Genomic DNA, 19,026 nt, shown 5'->3' on the forward strand with positions numbered 1-19,026 from the left:
ACCCGCAGAAGTCATATCGTTCAAAGGCTCCAGATACCGGCTCAAACACGCCAATATCGCTGTCGCCCGCTTTTCACCCGCAAAGTGGCTCACTTTTCGACCAGCGCTGACACTCCGCCAGGCAGCGATAACCCCGTGGCTCGGATAATCCTGTAGCTCGTCAGACCCGATGATGAGCTGCCCGACTGCGGGCGACGATTTCCGTGGAAATGACGTGGCAGTAGAGAAAGTAAGGAGGATGGGCGGCAGCATCGGCTGCGACACCGGCAGGCTCGTTCAATGGCACGTTGAAGGATAACCCCGGTCATCCCGGCAGGCGACGGCCGACTAGTCTTAAGGAAAGGATGGCAACTACCAATATCCCCTGCCGGTCAGCACCTGCGGAGGAGGGGAAACCCGGTATGCAAATGGACCTGACCCAGAGGTGATCGCAGGCGGCCTACGCCCGAAGCATTGCGACGGCGTCGTGGATTGACCCGTCGAACTTAACGTTGCCGTGCTCCAACAGGATGCCGCGCTCACAAATCCTTGACACAAGATCGAGGTCATGGCTGACCACGACAAGCGTCTTGCCGTCGCGAGCCAGTTCCTGGATCTTGTCGATGCATTTCCGCTGGAACGGCTCGTCGCCGACTGCAAGGATCTCGTCGATCAGGAACACTTCAGGATCGGTGTGGACGGCAACGGAGAAGGCAAGCCGCAGGTACATGCCAGAGGAGTAGAACTTAACCTCTGTGTCGATGAATTGCCCGATCTCGGAGAACTCAACGATGTCATCGAACCGCTCCTTAACCTGCTGCTCAGTCATCCCCAGTATGGCTCCGTTTAGGAACACGTTGTCCCGGCCGGAGAGATCGGGATGGAAGCCGGCACCTACTTCAATTAGGCCAGCCACCCGTCCCCTGGTCCTGACCGATCCTGTATCGGGGAGCATAACGCCGGAAATGTGTTTCAGGAGAGTGGATTTCCCTGACCCGTTCAGGCCCAGAAGGGCCACTGTCTCGCCCGCCTTGACCTCTATCGTGACGTCCTTCAGGGCATGGAACTTCTCCGACAAATCGCCTTTGCGGCCTTTAGCCAGCCATACAACTGCTTCTTTGATGGACCTGGTGTGCCGTAGCACGAACTGCTTGCTGATATTTGAAACTTCTATTGCGTTGACCACTTAGAGCTCCTGCGCGAAGCGGCCCTCAAGCCGCCGAAAGGTGTATTGCCCCAGAACCAGGACCGCAAGGGCTACGCCCATCCCCAAGGGCAGCCACAGGCTGAACAGGTGTGGCGGCATGGCTGCGGTTCCATCAGTGGTGGGGAACCAGAAAGCGTAGTGGAACAATTCCACGCCTATGGTGATCGGGTTTGCCTGGTAGACGGCGTACGCCGTCGCGCCGAGCTTCTCTTCGACCATGGTCCATGCGTACATAACGGGTGACGCCCACGTGGCCACCATCAGCAGCATATCCACAAGGTTTTCTGAGTCCCGGAAGTACACGTTCGCGGCTCCGAACAGCAGGCCCAACCCTGTGGCGAGCAGTCCCACGATGAGGAAGCCTGCAACCGCAGCAAGCAGCTGTACCGGATTGGGATGCCAGCCAGCGAAGATACAGCCGACTACAAGAACTACCAGCTGAGGAAAGAAATGGACCGCCGAAACCCAAACAGAGGCAACCGGAAACAGCTCGCGCGGCAGGTAGATCTTCTTGATGAGGTTCCCGTTGTTGACAATCGACCTAGCCGCATTTCCTAATGCTTCGGAAAAGAAGTTTATGAGGACAATGCCCGAGAAGAGATAGACAGCATAGTTCGCCAGCCCTTCGGGATTCCTGGGACTCCGTTCCAGCCCCAGGAAAACGCCCAAGGCCACATAGAAAACTATGAACTGCACCCCGGGCTTGACGTAGGACCACAGCAACCCCAGGACGGAACCGCGGTAGCGGACCTTCAGCTCTTTTCGTACCAAGAGTTTGAGCAGGAAGCTGGATTGGCGAATGTCACGCAGTCCGCTCCCGAGCCCTGGCGTCGTCAGTTCACTCGGCGAAACAGCACTCACTTGATCTCGTTCTGCGTGTGCTGCTCGAACGTCTTCCTCCAGGACTCGATGGAGGTGAGTTCGTGCAGGGCAGCCTTGTACTTCTTGCTGAGCGCGGGCCACTCCTTGAGGAGGGCAGCATGAAGCCGAGCGCTATCCGCCAGCATTTTCCGGAGCTGTTTTGGATCACGCCGGTACCAGGATGCGCCCGTTCCCTCGGCGTTCGAGACCACGGCGCTATCATATTGGGCCATGCGCCACCAGCGGTTGTCCTGGTGGGCCACCGTTGCCTGGGGCCGCTCGGCGGTCGTGCCCTGGACGGGGCTCGCCAACTGCCGGACAACTGTTTTCGCTGCCCATGGCAGCAGGGTGATTTTTGAGGGCTGCGAGGGCCCATGGCCTCGGCGGGGCGGTTTGTCCATTTTCGGCGAGGGAAAGTCTTCCGGATCGGGCCGGAAAACGGAGTCCGAGTGTCCCGCCATCATTTCGCGGATCTTGGGCAGCTTCGTGGCAAGCAAGTCCGGCAGAGCCGACGGTCCCTTAAGTACGTCTTCCAGCGCCCATCGACGTCCCTCTGCTGTTGCGTACTGCATGGAAACCAGGTGCTTCACGTCGGCGTACTGGGATTCCTTGATTACGCGGCCACCAAACTCGTAGGGGCTGTGCAGGAGAGCCGCCACCACCCTGTTCCGGGCGTGGAAGTATGCCTGCCATCCGACGAGGTCGTCCTTGTCGATCCAGGAAACATGCCATACGGCAGAACCGGGCAGCGACACTGTGGGATAACCATGCGCCTTGGCGCGCAGGCCGTATTCAGAGTCGTCCCATTTGATGAACAGAGGCAGCGAAAGTCCGATGTCCCGGATGACCTTCGTGGGGATCAGGCACATCCACCAGCCGTTGTAGTCAACATCGCAGCGGCGGTGCAGCCAGGACGTTTGACGCAGATTGGATGACATGAAGTCGTGCCCAAGGATCATTTCATCATTGGGAAGCGCCGGCTGGAACCGGTAGGGGTTCACGATCTCGCCGAACGTGTGGAGGACAGTCCTGTTGTACAGATCAAACATGTGACCCCCGACGAGCGTTGGGGTCTTGCACCGGTCAGCGAAAGTCAAGAGCCGAATGATGCTTTCAGGTTCGACAACGACGTCATCATCCATGAGCAGCACGTAGTCACTGCCGTTTTCCACGGCTTCGAACATGCCCCGGGCGAACCCGCCGGACCCACCGAGGTTGGACTGGTTGATAATGCGCAGTTTCCCGTTCAGCGACTTCTTAACGTCGTCGAAGCCTTCCGCGTCCGACAGCTTCTGGGTGCCCTGATCGACGATGAGGATCTCTTGAACGTGTTCGAGCGCTTCCTCGCTCTCGGCAAGAAGCCGGAGGTTGTTCAGGCAAAAGTCGGTCTTGTTCAGAGTGGTGATCTGGAGGGTGACAGATCCCGGTGTGCTCTCTATCGCCGGCCCCTGCCACTCGGCGTCGAGCATGATGAGCGGCTCGGAGCCCGCTACCAAGTCGAACCAGTACCAGCCGCCGTCGCCGAAGGGCGCGAGCGAGAGCTCGAAGTAGTTATCTGCAATTCCTTCGACACGGCGCGTGTCCACGCGTTGCAGGGACCCCCGGGCGTTGGATTTATACACGATGACCGAACCAGCGCCTTGAGTTCGGACTTGCAGGCGGATCTTGTCCACCGTGGTCCAGCGCCGCCAGTAGCTGGCCGGAAATGCATTGAAGTAGCTGCCGAAAGAAACTCTTTCGCCTGAGCGGACTGACGTGGAATGCCGGGAAAGGAAGTCTTCGACATGGGCTTCCTTCGCCGGGCTGCTGAATGCCCTGGCCTTTGATGGCTTTCCATCCCGGTCACCCACAGTGGGCAGTTGAATGCCGGTAGCAGTCCCCATATCCATGTAGAGGGGTACAGTGTCCATCTGGCTGGCGCTCGGAAGAATCACCCGCTGCAGTGTCTGCCAATCGCTGCGCGCGTCATCCGATGAAGCCGTCGGAGTGTTCTTCTTCGGGCTTTGGGTTGAGATGCTCATGCGTCCACTCCTCCGCTTTCCAGCTTTACGCCGCTTTCGAAGTGCGGCCGGATCTTGTTGTCGAACATGCTCAGCGCAGAACCGATGGCCATGTGCATGTCCAGGTACTTGTACGTGCCGAGGCGCCCGCCGAAGAGTACGTCCTTCTCGGCCGCCGCCAGGTCGCGGTATTTCAGGAGCCGTTCCCGGTCAGCGGACGTGTTGACCGGGTAGTACGGCTCATCACCCTTCTCGGCGAAACGTGAGAACTCGCGCATGATGACGGTCTTTTCCGTCTGGTAGTCACGTTCGGGGTGGAAGTGGCGGGGCTCGATGACCCGGGTGTAGGGGACGTCGTCGTCGTTGTAGTTCACAACGGAGGTGCCCTGGAAGTCCTCCATGTCCAGCACTTCTTCCTCGAAGTCGATGGTGCGCCAGGACAGGTCACCTTCGGCGAAGTCGAAGTAGCGGTCCACGGGGCCCGTGTAGATCACCGGGATGGTCCCGACCACCTTGTTCTTGCTGTACTCATGCGACTCATCGAAGAAATCGGTGTTGAGCCGGACCTCGATGTTCGGGTGCTCGGCCATCTTTTCGATCCACGCCGTGTAGCCGTTCGTGGGCAGGCCCTCGTACTTGTCGTTGAAGTACCGGTTGTCGTAGTTGTACCGCACGGGCAGCCGCGAAATGATGCCGGCCGGCAGGTCCTTGGGATCCGTCTGCCACTGTTTGCCGGTGTAGTGCTTGATGAACGCCTCGTACAGGGGACGGCCGATCAGCTGGATGCCCTTGTCATTGAGGTTCTGCGGATCGGTCCCGGCAAGCTCGCCGGCTTGCTCCTGGATGAGTTCCCTCGCCTGGCCGGGTGTCAGGTTGGCACGGAAGAACTGGTTTATGGTCGCCAGGTTGATGGGGAGTGAGTAGACCTCGCCCTTGTGCACGCCATAGACCTTGTGGACGTAGTTCGTGAAGGTTGTGAACCGGTTGACGTACTCCCACACCCGCTCGTTGGAGGTGTGGAAGAGGTGGGCACCGTAGCGGTGCACCTCAATGCCGGTCTGCTCTTCTTTTTCGCTGTAGGCGTTGCCGCCGATGTGGTGGCGGCGGTCGATGACGACGACCTTCAAGCCCAGCTCAGTAGCGGCCTGTTCTGCGATTGTCAGGCCAAAAAAGCCGGACCCTACGATGACGAGGTCAGCGGTCACAAAATCTCCTGGATTGAATGCGGGCAGCGCAATTGTGCGCATTGTCTGCTGCTCTAGCCTACCCGAGGGACAGCGGGCCCCGTCGAATCGAATGCTCCAGCCAGTTGTCCACATAGGAGTTACAGCAGGGGCTCACATGTGCGCCGCCCGCCTAGCGTGGACCCAAAGGCACCAAAGGATTCACGCCCATGACACTCCACTGCACACTGGTCCGCGGCCCCCAGGCGCTGCATGCCCGGCCGCCCCTGGAACTTTCCATAACGGCATCTCCTGGCACTTCCGGCGCAACGATCCACGCCCGGCTGGTGGAGAGGTTCGGCACGGGGGCCGTCTCTATCGGCGGGGATGACCTGTGTTCCATGAGCCTCGGCACAGCACCCCTCGTGGATGGCGCCGTCCTGGTCGACGGCGGCAGCCAGCCCTCCAGCCGAAGAAGGCCGAGGAGCCCGGCCTCCGATCCCGCTGCTCCCATCGCGCTGGCTGTGCACACCGGGGCCGGCGCAGGCATCCTGGTCCCCCTGCGGCGTGGCACCTACACGATAGGCAGAAGCAATACCCGCATCGTGGTTCCCGATCCTGAGCTCTCCCGCGAGCATGCCCGCCTGGTGGTCACCGAAAAGGACATCATGATCGTCGATCTGGATAGTGCCAACGGCACCTATGTCGACGGCGGGAGGGTACGCCATGCGGGCGTTACCACGGACTCCACTATCCGCTGCGGCAATACGGCAATGTCGCTCGTCTTCCTGGACCTGCCTGACAAGGCACTGGCCGACGCCGGCACGTCAGTTAAGGAGCCCCTCACCGTCACGGGCCGCACCGACTCCGGCAGTCGCGGGATCCTTCTGCTCACCGCAGTTCTCCCACTGGCCATCGGCATAGGACTCGCGGTTCTTTCAGGAATGTGGATGTTCCTTGGTTTCGCGGCCGTCTCGGCAGTCTCCGTACTCATCCCGCTGGCGGCGGGCCGCCGCCAGGGGCGCGAGTTCGCGCGACGGATCCAGTCGGCAGTGGAGGAGGACCGGAAGCGGCGGCAGCGGGCAGGCCCCTCCCTCCCGCTGCTGGTGCTGGCTGCCCGCCATGGGCAGGTTGCGGCTTTCCGCGACGAGGGAAACGGCAGGGTGTGGCTTCGCCTTGGGCAAGCGCCCCAGGAAGCCAATCTGAAAGTCGAGCCGGGGGCCGCGCCCCGCGCTGTCCCGTCAGCCGGGGAAGTCCCCGTATTGCTGGATCCGGGTCCCCCCAACACCACGTTCCGTGGGCCCCGGACCGTTGCGGAGGCGATGATCAGGTCGCTGGTCATGCAGTTGACAGGCTACCCGCGTGGCAACAGGACCCGCATCATCATCTGCGGCCCGCTGGACACTCTGCCGCTCGCTGCCCGCTTTCTTCCCGCCGTGACCCTCGCAGCGTCCCCGGAAGCCGGACTGCGGGCACTGGCGGAGGGCTTTGGATCCACGTTTGCGCATGGCGTCCTCCTGTCCATCGACGCGTCACTCATGGACGGGGGCGGACTACGGGAAGAGGCAGCGCGGTTGGGGTGGCAAGTGATCCAGTTTTGCGTGCCTGACACAGTTCCGGGTATCCCCGACGTGGAACTCGCCGAGCGGCAGTCATTCCTGCGGGAAACGCGGCGCCGCATTGCCTTCGTCCCGGACCTGGCACCCGAGGACGTGTTCAGCAACTTCTGCCGGCAGGCGGCGGCCTTGCCGAGGCGAGTGGAAGGACAAGGACAAGGGGTTCCTCCCGCATGCACACTGGACGAACTGCTGCGGCTCTCTCCCGAGGACACAGCTGCCCGCTGGGATGCGAGCACCCGCACCCACGGTTTAGGCGTTCCGCTGGGAGTTGGAGCAACAGGGCCGCAAAACCTGGACCTGCTGGCTGACGGTCCGCACCTATTGGTGGCGGGAACCACAGGCTCGGGCAAATCGGAACTGCTCCGAAACCTGGCGCTGGCGCTGGCGCTCACCCATCCTCCGGACAGGGTCAATTTCCTCTTTGTCGATTTCAAAGGCGGATCAGGCCTTGGTCCGTTGGCGGGCCTGGTCCACTGCGTCGGCATCCTGACCGACCTGGCCACCCACGAACTCGAGCGGACCCTCGCATCACTCCGGGCGGAAATCAGGGTCCGGGAGGAAACCCTCGCCGCTGCCCAGGTTCCGGACCTCGCCGCCTACCGTTCCAAACGTGCAGGCCGAAGTCGTCCCCTCCCCCATCTGGTCATAGTCATCGACGAGTTTCGGATGCTCGTGGACGACGCTCCAGAGGTGCTCCGCGAACTCATGAGGATCGCTTCCATCGGGCGCTCGCTCGGCCTGCACCTCGTCATGGCTACCCAGCGTCCCCAGGGAGCGCTGACCGCCGATATCCGTGCCAACGTCACATCCAGCATCGCGCTTCGCGTCCAGTCCGAGATGGAGTCCCACGACATCATCAGGACAGCGGCGGCAGCCGGGATCCGGCTGGACACTCCGGGGCGTGCCTTTATTGCCCGCGGCATGGAAGAGCCGGAGGAATTCCAGGCGGCAGCAACGGGACAAGCGCGCCGTGCCACAGCATTGGAAGAAACAGAGGTACACCTCACCACGGAATATTTGAAGGCGATGCGCGAAAACACCACTGCACCCGCCGGCACCGCTGACCGGACGCCGGCAGAAGCAGCAGCCTCCCTCGTCTCGATGGTTCGAAGTCTATGGGCCTCACAGGGTGGGGCATCACCTCGGCCGCCGGTTGCCCCTCCGCTGCCCCGGAAGCTCGCCCGACCCGAACAGAAAATATCCCCTGGCGGCGTGACCGCCGAGGCAACGGCGAAGGACGGGACCAGCCAGTGGACCATTGAGCTGGGCTTGGTGGACTTGCCCGACCGCCAAGAGGTCGTGCCGCTGTTGTGGGACCCCGCAAAAGTCAGCCACCTCGCATTTGTCGGAGGCCCGGCGTCCGGCGCCGCGGAGGCCCTTGACCTGGCCGCCCGGGAAGTGGCTGGCCATGCAACCGAATCACACTGCTACTTCCTGGACGCCGGCGGAACCTTCCTCGGCCTGGCAGCACACACCCGGACGGGAGCACACGCAGGGCTGCACGAGCTGCGGCGTGCCGTCCGCATACTTGAACGGCTGGCCCAGGAACTGGCCAGCCGCCTGAGTCGGGCTGACCGCCACGTTCCGCTGGTCCTTGTCATCTCCGGCTGGGGGGCCTGGGTATCGGCTTTTCGGGCAGGACCGCTGGCCTGGGCCGAAGACCTTGTCCAGGATCTGGTCCGCGACGGCGCCCACGCCGGAATCACGGTGCTCATCTCCGGCGAGAGGGAACTCGTTACGGCCAGGTTCTGCGGATCACTTCCCAACCGCATCTACTTCCCCGCAGGCTCCAACGAGGACAGCCGAATCGCATGGCCAAAGATGCCCTCCACGGCCGCGGTCAAAGGCAGGGGCGTGGCACTCGGGCCGATCGTCGGCGGGACCGCGGCCGTCTGCCAGCTCTTCGAACCCGCTGCGGCCAGTGCCGCGCATGGCGGCACCAGCCCGGCCCACATCGTTACGGCGGGGACCCGGCCTTTCCGTGTTGAGCCGCTGCCCTCCATGGTGTCAATCTCGGAGGTTATGGCGTTGGCTGCCAGGATGGACGACGTCGGGGCGACTGTTAGCGAAGCGCCGCTTGCGAACGGGCAGGGATCACGCCGGAACGCCGCCCATGCCCAGCCGCGGGACCTGCTGCTGGGCGTCGGCGGGGACGAGCTGCAGCCTGTCACCATGCGGATTCCGGCTGGCGGCGTCTTCGCGGTGCTCGGGGGAACAGGTACCGGGAAGACGAACGTCCTGCGAATCCTGCAGGCACTTAACCCCGCGGGCCACTGGACCTGCCCCGACGGCGGCATGGACCCGGAGGAGTTCTGGAAGTGTTCGCTGGCCAGGGCCAAAGCGGGGGAACTGCCAAGGACAGCGGTGCTGTTGGCGGACGACATTGACCTCTTGCCTGCCGGCGCCTTACGCGACCTGTCCGAGTTGCACGCTCTCGGCCACCCAGTGGTCCTCACGGCAAATTACAGCCCGTTGCTGCTTCAGCGAGTTCCGCTGGTAATGGATTGCCGGGCCGCCGGAAAGGGACTCCTGCTGTCTCCGCGGTCCGCATCGGAGGGCGACCTGTTCGGGGTCCGCTTCGACATCGAGCCGAATCCGCCTGCGGGCAGGGGGATGTTGATATCCCGGGGGCGGACCGCCGCTGTCCAGGTGGCCTGGGCGGGGACCGAATAACAGGACCGGCAGCAGAACCGGCTAAAGCGCCGGCGTGCCTCCACCGGTGCGTGAGGCGTAGCTGATCACCTTGCTGTGGAACAGGAGCACGATGGCTGTGATGGCCGGAACCAGCATTGCCAGCCCAGCAAGCAGGAGGCCGCTGCCCAGAGTAGGAAATCCGATGGTCAGAACGAACAGCTGCGCTACAAGGGCCGCAGCCCGGGTCCAGCGGTAGCCGCGGTTCAGGAAGACGGCCACCGCATACAGCCAGGCGGAGAAAGCAAGCAGGAGCACAAGGGTGAATACTGCTCCCCAGAAGGACAGGACAGGACTCCCCGCCACCAATTGGTAGCCGTACCACCCCGCCGCGACCAGGAGGGCAGTAGCCTCCGCGGCCACCACCAGAGCCACCACAATCGCCGCGCCGGGCCGGGCGCTCGGGCCTCCACCATCCTGGCCGCTGCGGTCCTGACCGGGGTCCTCGGCGGGTGAAGGGGACTCTGCTGGATTTACCGGGGGTCTTGACACACTGGCACCCTACCGGACATAGTCGGACAGTGGTGAGGGCCAGCGGCGCCGGTGTGATGTATCGCTCAGCTTTCCGGGGATATCAAGCGTTATTACCCCTTGTTTACACAGCGTTAACATGACAGGCTTGATTCAGATGACCAAGGGGGCCCTGCCGGGCCCTTTTCCTTTGTAGCTACTAGTGAATAATTTCACAAGGGCTCTTCCCAGAAATGGAGCAACTGATCAGCATGGATTGGCGTAACCGCGCAGCGTGCCTCGAAAAGGACCCCGAACTCTTCTTCCCCGTCGGGAACACCGGGCCTGCCCTCCTGCAGATCGAGGAAGCAAAAAGCGTCTGCCGCCGGTGCCCCGTTGTGGACACCTGCCTGCAGTGGGCCCTCGAGTCCGGCCAGGACGCCGGCGTCTGGGGCGGCATGAGCGAAGACGAGCGCCGGGCGCTGAAGCGCCGCGCTGCCCGCGCCCGCCGCGCTTCCTGATCCCACCGAAAGTCCCCAAGTTCAAACAGCCCCGGCTGCAGCCTTCCAAGGCTGCAGCCGGGGCTGTTTCAGTTGTTCCTCCTGGGCAAGGCCGGCTCCCGCGAAGGCTGCCGTGCTCCGAACCTACTTCCCGGCAAGGCTGAGCCGGATCTCGACGGCGGTGCCGCCACCCTCCCGTGGCCGCCACTGGATGGTCCCGCCCAGTTCGCTCGTCACCAGGGTCCGCACGATCTGGAGCCCAAGCCCCTCAACGTGAGGTGTGTCCGGAAGGCCCACGCCGTCGTCGGCAATGGTGACGGTGAGCTCCTCTCCGTCATCTCCGTCCGACCGGTCAGCGATCAGCGAGACCGTCCCAGCCCGCCCCTCCAGTCCGTGCTCCACGGCATTGGTTACCAGTTCGTTGATGACCAGGGCCAGCGGGGTGGCGAGGTCGCTGGGCAGCTCGCCAAAGGTGCCGGAGCGTTCCGTCCTGACCTGCTGTGAAGGTGAGGCGACTTCCGCGGAAAGTCGGAACTGCCGTCCGATGAGCTCATCAAAATCCACGCTTTGGGTAAGGCCCTGGGACAGGGTCTCGTGGACCAGCGCGATGGTGGCCACCCGGCGCATCGCCTGCTCAAGCCCCTGTTTCGCTTCGTCGCTGACCATCCGCCGGGACTGCATGCGCAGCAGCGCCGCGACGGTCTGGAGATTGTTCTTGACCCGGTGGTGGATCTCCCGGATGGTCGCGTCCTTGGTAACAAGCTCCATTTCACGCCGGCGAAGCTCGGACACATCGCGGCACAGGACCAGCGCGCCGAAGCGCTGCTGCTCGTCGCGGAGCGGAATCGCGCGCAGGGACAGGCTCACGCCCCGGGACTCGATCTCACTGCGCCACGGCATCCGGCCGGTCACCACGAGGGGCAGCGTCTCATCCACCATGCGGCGGTCCTTCAGCAGGCTGGCGGTCACCTCCGCCAGGGACCGGCCCTCAAGTGACTCCCCGTCACCCAGCCGCCTGAAGGCAGAGACACCATTGGGACTGGCGTACTGCACAATGCCTTCTGCATCCAGCCTGATCAGCCCGTCCCCCACACGCGGCGCACCGCGCCGGGAGCCCGTAGGCGACGCGAAGTCCGGCCAGAGCCCCAGCGTGCCCATCCGCAGCAGGTCATACGCGCACTGGCGGTACGTCAGCTCAAGCCGCGACGGCATCCGCGAGCTGGAGAGGTCCATGTGCGTGGTGACCACGGCAAGGGTGCGCCCGTTGCGGACCATGGGGACCGCCTCCACCCGCAGGGCCATGTCGCTGCTCCAGTTGGTTTCGCTGGAGCGTTCGATGGAACGGCTGCTCCAGGCCTTGTCCACGAGCGGCTGCAGGTCGGACCGGATGCCCTCGCCCACGAAGTCGCCGTGGAACACCGTGTGCGTGGTGGAGGGCCGGACGTGCGCCAGCGCCACGTATCCGTGGTCCGGGTGTGGGAACCACAGTGCAAGGTCGGCGAACGCCAGGTCCGCGACCATCTGCCAGTCCCCCACCAGGAGGTGCAGCCACTCGGCATCGCCCGGCCCAAAATCAGCATGTTCCCTGATGGGGTCCGTAAAGATTGCCACTGCACCTCCATTTGCGACGCCGATTCGCTAGCGTCGAACGATTGACCTCAAGAGCCTCAATGCTACCGACAGTGACGCCATATCGTCGGCCTCGAGTGAATTGACCTCGTCGAACATGGACTTGGCCCTGCTTAGCTGCTCGGCATTCTGAGCCTCCCAGTCCTTCAGGCGGGCCTCCGGCGAGTCGCTGGCAGCGGTGGCGTCCAGCACCGCGGTCGTCATGTCCGAGATGGTGGAGTACAGGTCATCCCGCAGGGCCGCCCGGGCTAGCGCCTGCCACCTGTCCTGCCGGGGCAGGCTGCTGATCCGTTCCAGCAGCGAGTCCGCGTGGAACCGGTTGAAGACGGTGTAGTAGACGGCCGCGATTTCGTTCACGGGGTCCTTGCGCACATGCGCAATCTTGGCAATGTCCAGCAGTACGAAGCTCTCGAAAAGCTCCGCCCATCGCAGGGCGAGGCCCTCCGGCAGTTCCCATTCCCGCGCCGTCTCCAGCCAGCCTGCCACCCGTTCCCGGTCGTCACCCCGCAGGTAGTCCAGCAGGTGGGCCCGCATCGGCTCCATCACGGGCTTGAACTCCGATACGACGTCGGCTATCGGCCGGGATACCGTGCCCTGGCCCAGGAGCCAGCGGACTGCACGGTCAAGCAGCCGCCGGATGTCCAGGTGGACGGCACTCCAGTGCTCGGTGGGGAAGGACGCCGGCAGGCTGTTCAGCTCCCCCACCATGAGGTCCAGCTCGTAGATCTCCCGCAGGGCCACGAACGCCTTCGCCACCGCTGCTTCGCTCGCCGATGTTTCCTCCATCACCCGGAAAGCGAACGTGATGCCGCCGAGGTTAATCATGTCGTTGGCAACCACCGTGGCAATGATCTCGCGCCGCAGCGGGTGGGTGTCCAGTTCAGCGTCAAAACGCTCCCGCAGCTGCGCCGGGAAGTAGGCGCGCAGCGTCTGCCGGAACCAGGGGTCGTCCGCCAGGTCGCTTTCCCGCAGTGCGGTCGCCAGCTCGATCTTGGCATACGCGGCGAGCACCGACAGTTCCGGCGATGTCAGCCCCTGCCCCTGCTGCAGCCGCTCCCGGAGTGCTTCGGTAGAGGGAAGTGCCTCAAGGTCCCGTTTCAGGTCGGCCCTCTTTTCGAGCCAGTCCATCAGCCGTTCGTAGCTTGGGCTCCACTCGGCCACCCTGGTCCGGTCGTTCAGCAGCAGGATGTTCTGGTCGATGTTGTCTTCAAGAACCAGCCGGCCCACTTCGTCGGTCATCGATGCCAGGAAGCCGGCGCGTTCTTCCGCCGACAGTTTTCCGGCGGCCACCATCCGGTCCACGAAGATCTTGATGTTGACTTCGTGGTCGGAGCAGTCCACCCCGGCGGAGTTGTCGATGGCGTCCGTGTTGAGGATGACACCCTGCAGCGCTGCTTCAATGCGGCCGCGCTGCGTCATGCCGAGGTTTCCGCCTTCGCCCACCACCTTGACGCGCAGGTCCCGGCCGTCCACCCGGATCGCGTCGTTGGCCTTGTCCCCCACCGAGGCATTGGTCTCGGTGCTCGCTTTGACGTAGGTCCCGATGCCGCCGTTGTAGAGCAGGTCGGCGGGGGCCAGGAGGACTGCGCGGAGGAGCTCCGGCGGGCTGAGTTCGGTGGTTTCGGCCGGCAGTCCCAGCGCAGAGCGCACCTGGGGCGAAACCGGAATCGACTTGGCCTGCCGGGCGAAGACTCCGCCGCCTTCACTGATGAGCGACTTGTTGTAGTCATCCCACGAGGACCTCGGCAGCTCGAACAAACGCTGCCGCTCGACGAACGAGGCTTCCTCGTCCGGGTTGGGGTCGAGGAAGATGTGGCGGTGGTCGAAGGCAGCAAGGAGGCGGATGTGGCGGGACAACAGCATGCCGTTTCCGAAGACGTCCCCGGACATGTCCCCCACGCCCACCACGGTGAACGGCTGGGCCTGGGTGTCCAGGTCGAGTTCGCTGAAGTGGCGTTTCACCGACTCCCACGCGCCCCGCGCGGTAATGCCCATCGCCTTGTGGTCGTACCCCACGGACCCGCCGGACGCGAACGCGTCCCCGAGCCAGAAACCGTACTCGGCAGCGAGCCCGTTGGCGATGTCGGAGAACGTCGCGGTGCCCTTGTCGGCAGCCACCACGAGGTAGGAATCGTCGTCGTCGTGCCTTACAACGTCCGACGGCGGCACAAGCCTTTCGCTGTCGCCCTCGGTGAGGAGGTTGTCGGTGATGTCCAGCAGGCCCCTGATGAAGGTCTTGTAGCTTTCGATCCCTTCCGCCATCCAGGCAGCGCGGTCAAGGGTGGGATCCGGAAGCTGCTTGGCAAAGAAGCCGCCCTTCGCACCCGTAGGCACGATGACGGCATTCTTCACCGTCTGCGCTTTCACCAGCCCAAGGATCTCGGTGCGGAAATCCTCGCGGCGGTCGGACCAGCGAAGCCCGCCGCGTGCCACCTTGCCGAAGCGGAGGTGGACCCCCTCCACCCGCGGCGCATAGACCCAGATCTCGAACATGGGGCGCGGGAACGGCAGGCCTTCGAGCCGTGCCGGATCGAGTTTGAAACTCAGGTGAGGCTTCTTCTGGTAGTAGTTGGTCCGAAGGGTCGCCTCGATCAGGTTGACGAAGGTGCGAAGGACCCTGTCGGCGTCGAGCGTTTCCACCTTTTCAATGGACGCGTCCAGGTCCCTGCGCGCGGACGCCTGGGCCTCGGCGCGCTCTTCGTCGCTGAGGGAAGGATCGAAACGCGCGGCGAAGAGCGCCATCAACCCCTTGGTCACGCGGGGGTTGGCCAGCAGGGTGTCCGCCATGAAGCCGAAGGAGTTGGTGTTGCCCATCTGGCGCATGTACCGCGCGTAGGCCCGCAGCACGGTGATCTTCCGCCACTGCAGCCCCTCGCGCAGCACCAGCCGGTCGAAGCTGTCCGACTCCGCTGCACCCGTCACTGCAGCGCCGAAAGACTCTGCCAGGAGCTGACCGGTGGAGACCGGGTCCACCTTTGCCGGGTACTTCAGCCCAAGGTCATACAGGAAGAAGTCGCGGCGGTCCGAAGTTTCGATTTCGAAGGGCCGCTCGTCCAGGACCTCCAGTCCGAGGTTGTGGAAGTACGGCAGGATTTGGCTAAGGCTCTTGGGCTCCAGCATGTAGAGCTTGACCCGGGCGTCCTCCTCCAGCGTTGCCCCCGCGCCTTCCGGGAGATAGACGTGGACGCCGGGCCGCTCCTGGACAGTACCTTCAGCCCGTTCCGCGGCGGCACCATACTTTTCGAACCGGGCGATGTCCTCGAGGGCGTCCTCGACTTCATAATCCACCCGGTAGCTGGCGGGAAACGCTTCCGACCATATGGCGGCAAGCTCCTTCGCCTCCGCGACGTCCCGCCCCTCGCGCAGGACCTCCGCGATCCCCTCGCTCCAGGAGCGGGCAGCCCGCACAAGGCGCTTTTCCAGCTCTTCCGTATTGACGTTGCTGACGTCCGCGTTCTTGGGCAGCCGGATGCGGAAGAACAGGCGGGCCAGAGCCGACTCCGTCATGCGGGCTTCATAATCGATGGAGACGGCCTGGAACGTTTCGCGGAGTTCCTGCTCGATGCGGAGCCGGACGTTCGTGGTGTACCTGTCCCTTGGAAGATAGACGACGGCGGACATGAACCGGCCGTAGATGTCCGGCCGGAGGAACAGCCGGGTGCGCCGGCGCTCCTGCAGTTTCTGGATGCCGAGGGCGGTGGCAGCCAGGTCCGGGACCTCAATCTGGAAAAGTTCGTCCCTGGGATATGTTTCCAGGATGCCCAGCAGGTCCTTGCCGGAGTGGGAGTCCGGGGGAAAGCCGGCGCTTCGAAGCACCGCGTCAACCTTCTCGCGCACAATCGGAATATTCCGGACCGAGCCGGTGTAGGCGCTGGTTGCCAGGAGGCCAATAAAGCGGCGCTCGCCGTTGACATTCCCCGCGGCGTCAAAGCTCTTCACACCGATGTAGTCCAGGTAGGCCGAGCGGTGGACGGTGGAGCGGGAGTTTGCCTTCGTGATGACCAGTGCGCGTTTTTCCCGCGCCTTCTTCCGGCCGGTGTCCGTCAGGTGCTGGATGTGGGGCGAGTCGGTGGAAGGCCGCAAAAGCCCGAGGCCGCTGTCTTCACGGAGCTCCAGGACATCTTCCCCGTCAACGTTGACCAGGTCGTATTCCCGGTAGCCCAAAAACGTGAAGTTCCCGTCGTCGAGCCAGCGAAGGAGGTCCTGCGCCTGCCGCAGTTCGGCGATTTGGGAGGGGTTGGCTGTCTGGTCAAGGCTTTCCGCGATTTGGATTGCCTTCTGGCGCATCTTTGGCCAGTCTTCCACTGCGGCGCGGACATCCTTCAGGACCCGTTTAAGGCCCTCCAGAAGGGCGGCTTTCGCTTCTTCCGAGACGCGGTTGATCTCGACGGCGATCCAGGACTCCATGTGCGAGGCGTTCTCGCCCTGGGCAATGAGGTGGGACAGGTTGGGCATGGCGGCCGTGTCGCCGCTTGAAATCCCGATGTGCGCCGGGACCCTGCTGACCTTGGTGAGCTCGCCGCTGTCCCTGTTCCGGGTAGCCACGAAGAGGGGGTGCATAACCAGTTTGATGGCGGCATGCTGCCGAACGAGTTCGGCGTTGACCGAGTCCACCAGGAAGGGCATGTCATCTGTTACAACGAAGACCACGCTGCTGTCTTCCTCGTCCAGGATGGCGACCTTCGCCTGGCCAGGCCGCCGGACGGAAGCGATCTCCCGGTGATGATCGGCGCGCGCAACCAGCACGTCCCGGGGGTACGTTCGCGCGTCCTCTTCGGCGAGATGCTGGTAGTAATCCCCAATGAAGCCCTCATCGCCTTCAAGAGAAAGGGGCTGATCCTCCACGCTGGATCCAGACGACATCGACAAACGCCTCCATCACAAGATATTTGCTGCCCCATTGCAGCTCTTATGGCGAGCCTAGTCCTTCGCCCGGCGTCGTGCTGTGGAAGAAAAGACAGGAGATCTACGATTTTGCTGGTCGGGTGCACAAACCAAATTGCGGATGGCCTGGCGGAGGGGCGAATCTGGTGCAACCTCCAGCAGCAGGGACCCGCCCAACAGTGCGGCATCCGCCGCTGACACATCGTAGGGGAGGAAAGCCTTCAGCTCAGATGCGGGACCGTACCGTTCCCAGGCATCCTTCAGCTGCCGCTCCGGCCCCCTGCCTACCGACGAGGCGCGTACCCGGTTCATCACAACAATGGGTGATGCCTGGGGAACGGCTACCTCGAGCTCGGCGAGGCCACGGACCAGCCTCGGCACTCCAACCGGGTCCGCGGTGCCCACGGCGTAGAGTGTGTCAGCCAGCTCAAGCGACCGCAGCGTAGCCGCGTTCCGCCGCGGTGCGAGCGTGTCGAAACTGAGTTCTTCATCCGCTTCAAGGCAGAACCCGGCGTCCACCACCACGATTTCGGCAATCTGCCGGGCGCGTTCGAGGACCAGCGCAAGGGCGGACGCCCTGAGCTCCGTCCAGCGGTCCGCCCGGGTAATACCGGTAAGCACCCTGAAAGTGCCTGCTTTGGTTGCCACTGGTGCGGCAATCTTCTCGAGCGCCTCCACGTCCAGCAGTCCCTGGTCCGCGAGCCTGCACGCCTGTGCAAGGCCAGCCGACTCATCGAGGAGGCCCAGGACGGCCGCTATGCTGGCGCCGTAACTGTCGGCGTCAACAAGGAGAACGGCCTTACCTTCCGCCGCCAACTCCCCCGCTATGTTTGCAGCCACGGTGGTCCGCCCGGGAGCTCCGGCCGGTCCCCAGACCGCGATGATCCTGCCCGGGCCCGGTTCGTCCGGGCCCGGGCACGGCTCTGCCTGGTCGAGCTTCAGGGCAGCGCCGGGGTCAGCCGGTCCGCTTCTCCGGGCGAGACCACCGGGTCCCGGCCCTGCGAGTTGGGCTACCGCCTCCGCAATCCTGTCGGAGAGCGCAGCCGACTCCACGCCGGTCAGCGCTGACGCAACCCCTATTGACCGCAGCCGGGCGGCTTCGTCGGCGCTGTCAGTCAGGGCGATGATTGCCACGCCAACGGCCGCGAGCCTGTCCACGAGGGACGAAGTCAGCCCCTCGGACCCGTCCGCCACAATCGCAGCCCTGGCCAGGCCACTTTGGCACGCCGCCAGAAGTTCAGGAAGTTCCGCGCACCTCCTGACCACCGTGACCGGTCCGTGCAGGCGCTCGAGCCCGCCCACCAGATCATCCCGGCTCTGGCCGACGGTAACTACCGGGATGCTCACCTGGCACCGCCGCCCGGGTTCCAGACCACGGAGATTTTCGCTTCGTTGGCCTGGGCTCCCAGAAGAGCCGGCATCTGGCCGTCCTCTACCAGCACCATCAGGACGGTGGTTTTTGACGATCCCAAGGCGGTGGAGCCTGCGGTTACTTCCGCGATCTCAGCACCGGGGAGAAGGAGCTTCGGTTCGCTGAATCCGTTGCGGGCGTCCGGCTGTGCAACCCAAACGTCAACCCTCGCACCGGCGACGGCCTGCGCCGGGAGGGTTTCCTCGATGGTGAGGGCTACCGGTTTCCGGTCGAGTTCGTCGACTGTGCCAAGGCTTGCGCGGGGCACCAGTTGGTCCTTGCCGATGCGCTGGACCGCCACCACGCCTTCGGGGAGACCTGATTCGGCCGTAATGTACTGCGCTTCCGTCCCGCCCAGGCGCACCTTTGCGCGCACGACGTTGTCCCGGGTCAGCCTTTCCCCTACCGCAATGCCGTCACGGGCCGCATATACCTCGGTGGTCCGGTCCGCATTGCCAACAAGCAACACAACACCCGCCACGGACACCAGGACCAGAAGGACACCCACCAGCAAGCGGGGGTCCTTCCATGATGGCCGCTTCAACCTTGCCGCCGTGGCAGATGAATCAGGAACCAAGATAATTCTCCCCCTATGCGCCAGCCCTGCTCGCCGTGTCCAAACACCCTCATTG

11 protein-coding genes are annotated in these 19,026 nt (G+C 63.8%); 2 read left to right on the forward strand and 9 right to left on the reverse strand.

Annotation, left to right across the window (positions count from 1 at the left end):
* Positions 1-439: 439 nt before the first annotated feature.
* From C3B78_RS12970 to glf, 4 genes are read right to left on the reverse strand one after another with little or no spacing between them, the layout of a single operon-like run.
* A complete protein-coding gene (locus C3B78_RS12970; RefSeq protein WP_104998438.1) occupies positions 440-1,165 on the reverse strand; it encodes an ABC transporter ATP-binding protein in 726 nt (241 codons plus the stop codon).
* On the reverse strand, positions 1,166-2,047 hold the full coding sequence (locus C3B78_RS12975) for an ABC transporter permease (protein ID WP_104998439.1): 882 nt from the start codon (positions 2,045-2,047) through the stop codon (positions 1,166-1,168).
* On the reverse strand, positions 2,044-4,068 hold the full coding sequence (locus C3B78_RS12980) for a glycosyltransferase (RefSeq protein WP_104998440.1): 2,025 nt from the start codon (positions 4,066-4,068) through the stop codon (positions 2,044-2,046). Before C3B78_RS12980 ends, C3B78_RS12975 begins: the two co-directional genes overlap by 4 nt.
* The gene (gene glf / locus C3B78_RS12985; RefSeq protein WP_104998441.1) at positions 4,065-5,252 is read right to left on the reverse strand and encodes a UDP-galactopyranose mutase; all 1,188 of its coding nucleotides are present in this window, start codon (positions 5,250-5,252) and stop codon (positions 4,065-4,067) included. Before glf ends, C3B78_RS12980 begins: the two co-directional genes overlap by 4 nt.
* A 188-nt stretch (positions 5,253-5,440) precedes the next feature.
* Between glf and C3B78_RS12990 the strand changes: the two genes are divergently transcribed.
* Complete coding sequence (locus C3B78_RS12990; protein ID WP_104998442.1) at positions 5,441-9,502, forward strand: FtsK/SpoIIIE domain-containing protein; 4,062 nt, start codon at positions 5,441-5,443, stop codon at positions 9,500-9,502.
* A gap of 21 nt (positions 9,503-9,523) precedes the next feature.
* Here C3B78_RS12990 and C3B78_RS12995 read toward each other — a convergent pair whose 3' ends face one another.
* Entirely contained in the window at positions 9,524-9,901 is a 378-nt protein-coding gene (locus tag C3B78_RS12995; RefSeq protein WP_396136724.1) for a hypothetical protein, read from the reverse strand.
* Between the two features lie 341 nt (positions 9,902-10,242).
* Here C3B78_RS12995 and C3B78_RS13000 point away from each other — a divergent pair, with 341 nt between their 5' ends.
* Positions 10,243-10,491: a WhiB family transcriptional regulator gene (locus tag C3B78_RS13000; RefSeq protein WP_015937605.1), complete on the forward strand. Its 249-nt coding sequence runs from the start codon at positions 10,243-10,245 to the stop codon at positions 10,489-10,491.
* Positions 10,492-10,614: 123 nt separating this feature from the next.
* Here the strand turns inward: C3B78_RS13000 and C3B78_RS13005 are convergent, their stop codons facing one another.
* Genes C3B78_RS13005 through C3B78_RS13020 form a run of 4 tightly spaced genes read right to left on the reverse strand, consistent with a single transcriptional unit; the run spans position 10,615 to position 18,971 of the window.
* A complete protein-coding gene (locus tag C3B78_RS13005) occupies positions 10,615-12,081 on the reverse strand; it encodes a sensor histidine kinase (RefSeq protein WP_104998443.1) in 1,467 nt (488 codons plus the stop codon).
* A 27-nt stretch (positions 12,082-12,108) separates the two neighbouring features.
* Positions 12,109-16,962 (reverse strand): NAD-glutamate dehydrogenase, encoded by a 4,854-nt coding sequence (locus tag C3B78_RS13010; RefSeq protein ID WP_104998444.1) that lies wholly within the window; start codon positions 16,960-16,962, stop codon positions 12,109-12,111.
* A 57-nt stretch (positions 16,963-17,019) separates the two neighbouring features.
* Positions 17,020-18,330 carry an AAA family ATPase gene (locus C3B78_RS13015; protein WP_104998445.1) on the reverse strand — a complete coding sequence of 437 codons (1,311 nt, stop codon included), beginning with the start codon at positions 18,328-18,330 and terminating at the stop codon, positions 17,020-17,022.
* A complete protein-coding gene (locus C3B78_RS13020; RefSeq protein ID WP_104998446.1) occupies positions 18,327-18,971 on the reverse strand; it encodes a hypothetical protein in 645 nt (214 codons plus the stop codon). The genes C3B78_RS13015 and C3B78_RS13020 overlap by 4 nt, the downstream gene beginning before the upstream one ends.
* Positions 18,972-19,026: the final 55 nt, after the last annotated feature.

Origin of the sequence: Arthrobacter sp. PGP41, from assembly GCF_002953935.1 — a bacterium.
Taxonomy (GTDB): Bacteria; Actinomycetota; Actinomycetes; order Actinomycetales; family Micrococcaceae; genus Arthrobacter.

Bases quoted from the DNA above. Each gene is read 5' to 3' on its own strand.
- C3B78_RS12980 (WP_104998440.1), bottom strand. From the start codon at position 4,068: ATGAGCATCTCAACCCAAAGCCCGAAGAAGAACACTCCGACGGCTTCA.
- C3B78_RS13010 (WP_104998444.1), bottom strand. From the start codon at position 16,962: ATGTCGTCTGGATCCAGCGTGGAGGATCAGCCCCTTTCTCTTGAAGGC.
- C3B78_RS12990 (WP_104998442.1), top strand. From the start codon at position 5,441: ATGACACTCCACTGCACACTGGTCCGCGGCCCCCAGGCGCTGCATGCC.
- C3B78_RS13000 (WP_015937605.1), top strand. From the start codon at position 10,243: ATGGATTGGCGTAACCGCGCAGCGTGCCTCGAAAAGGACCCCGAACTC.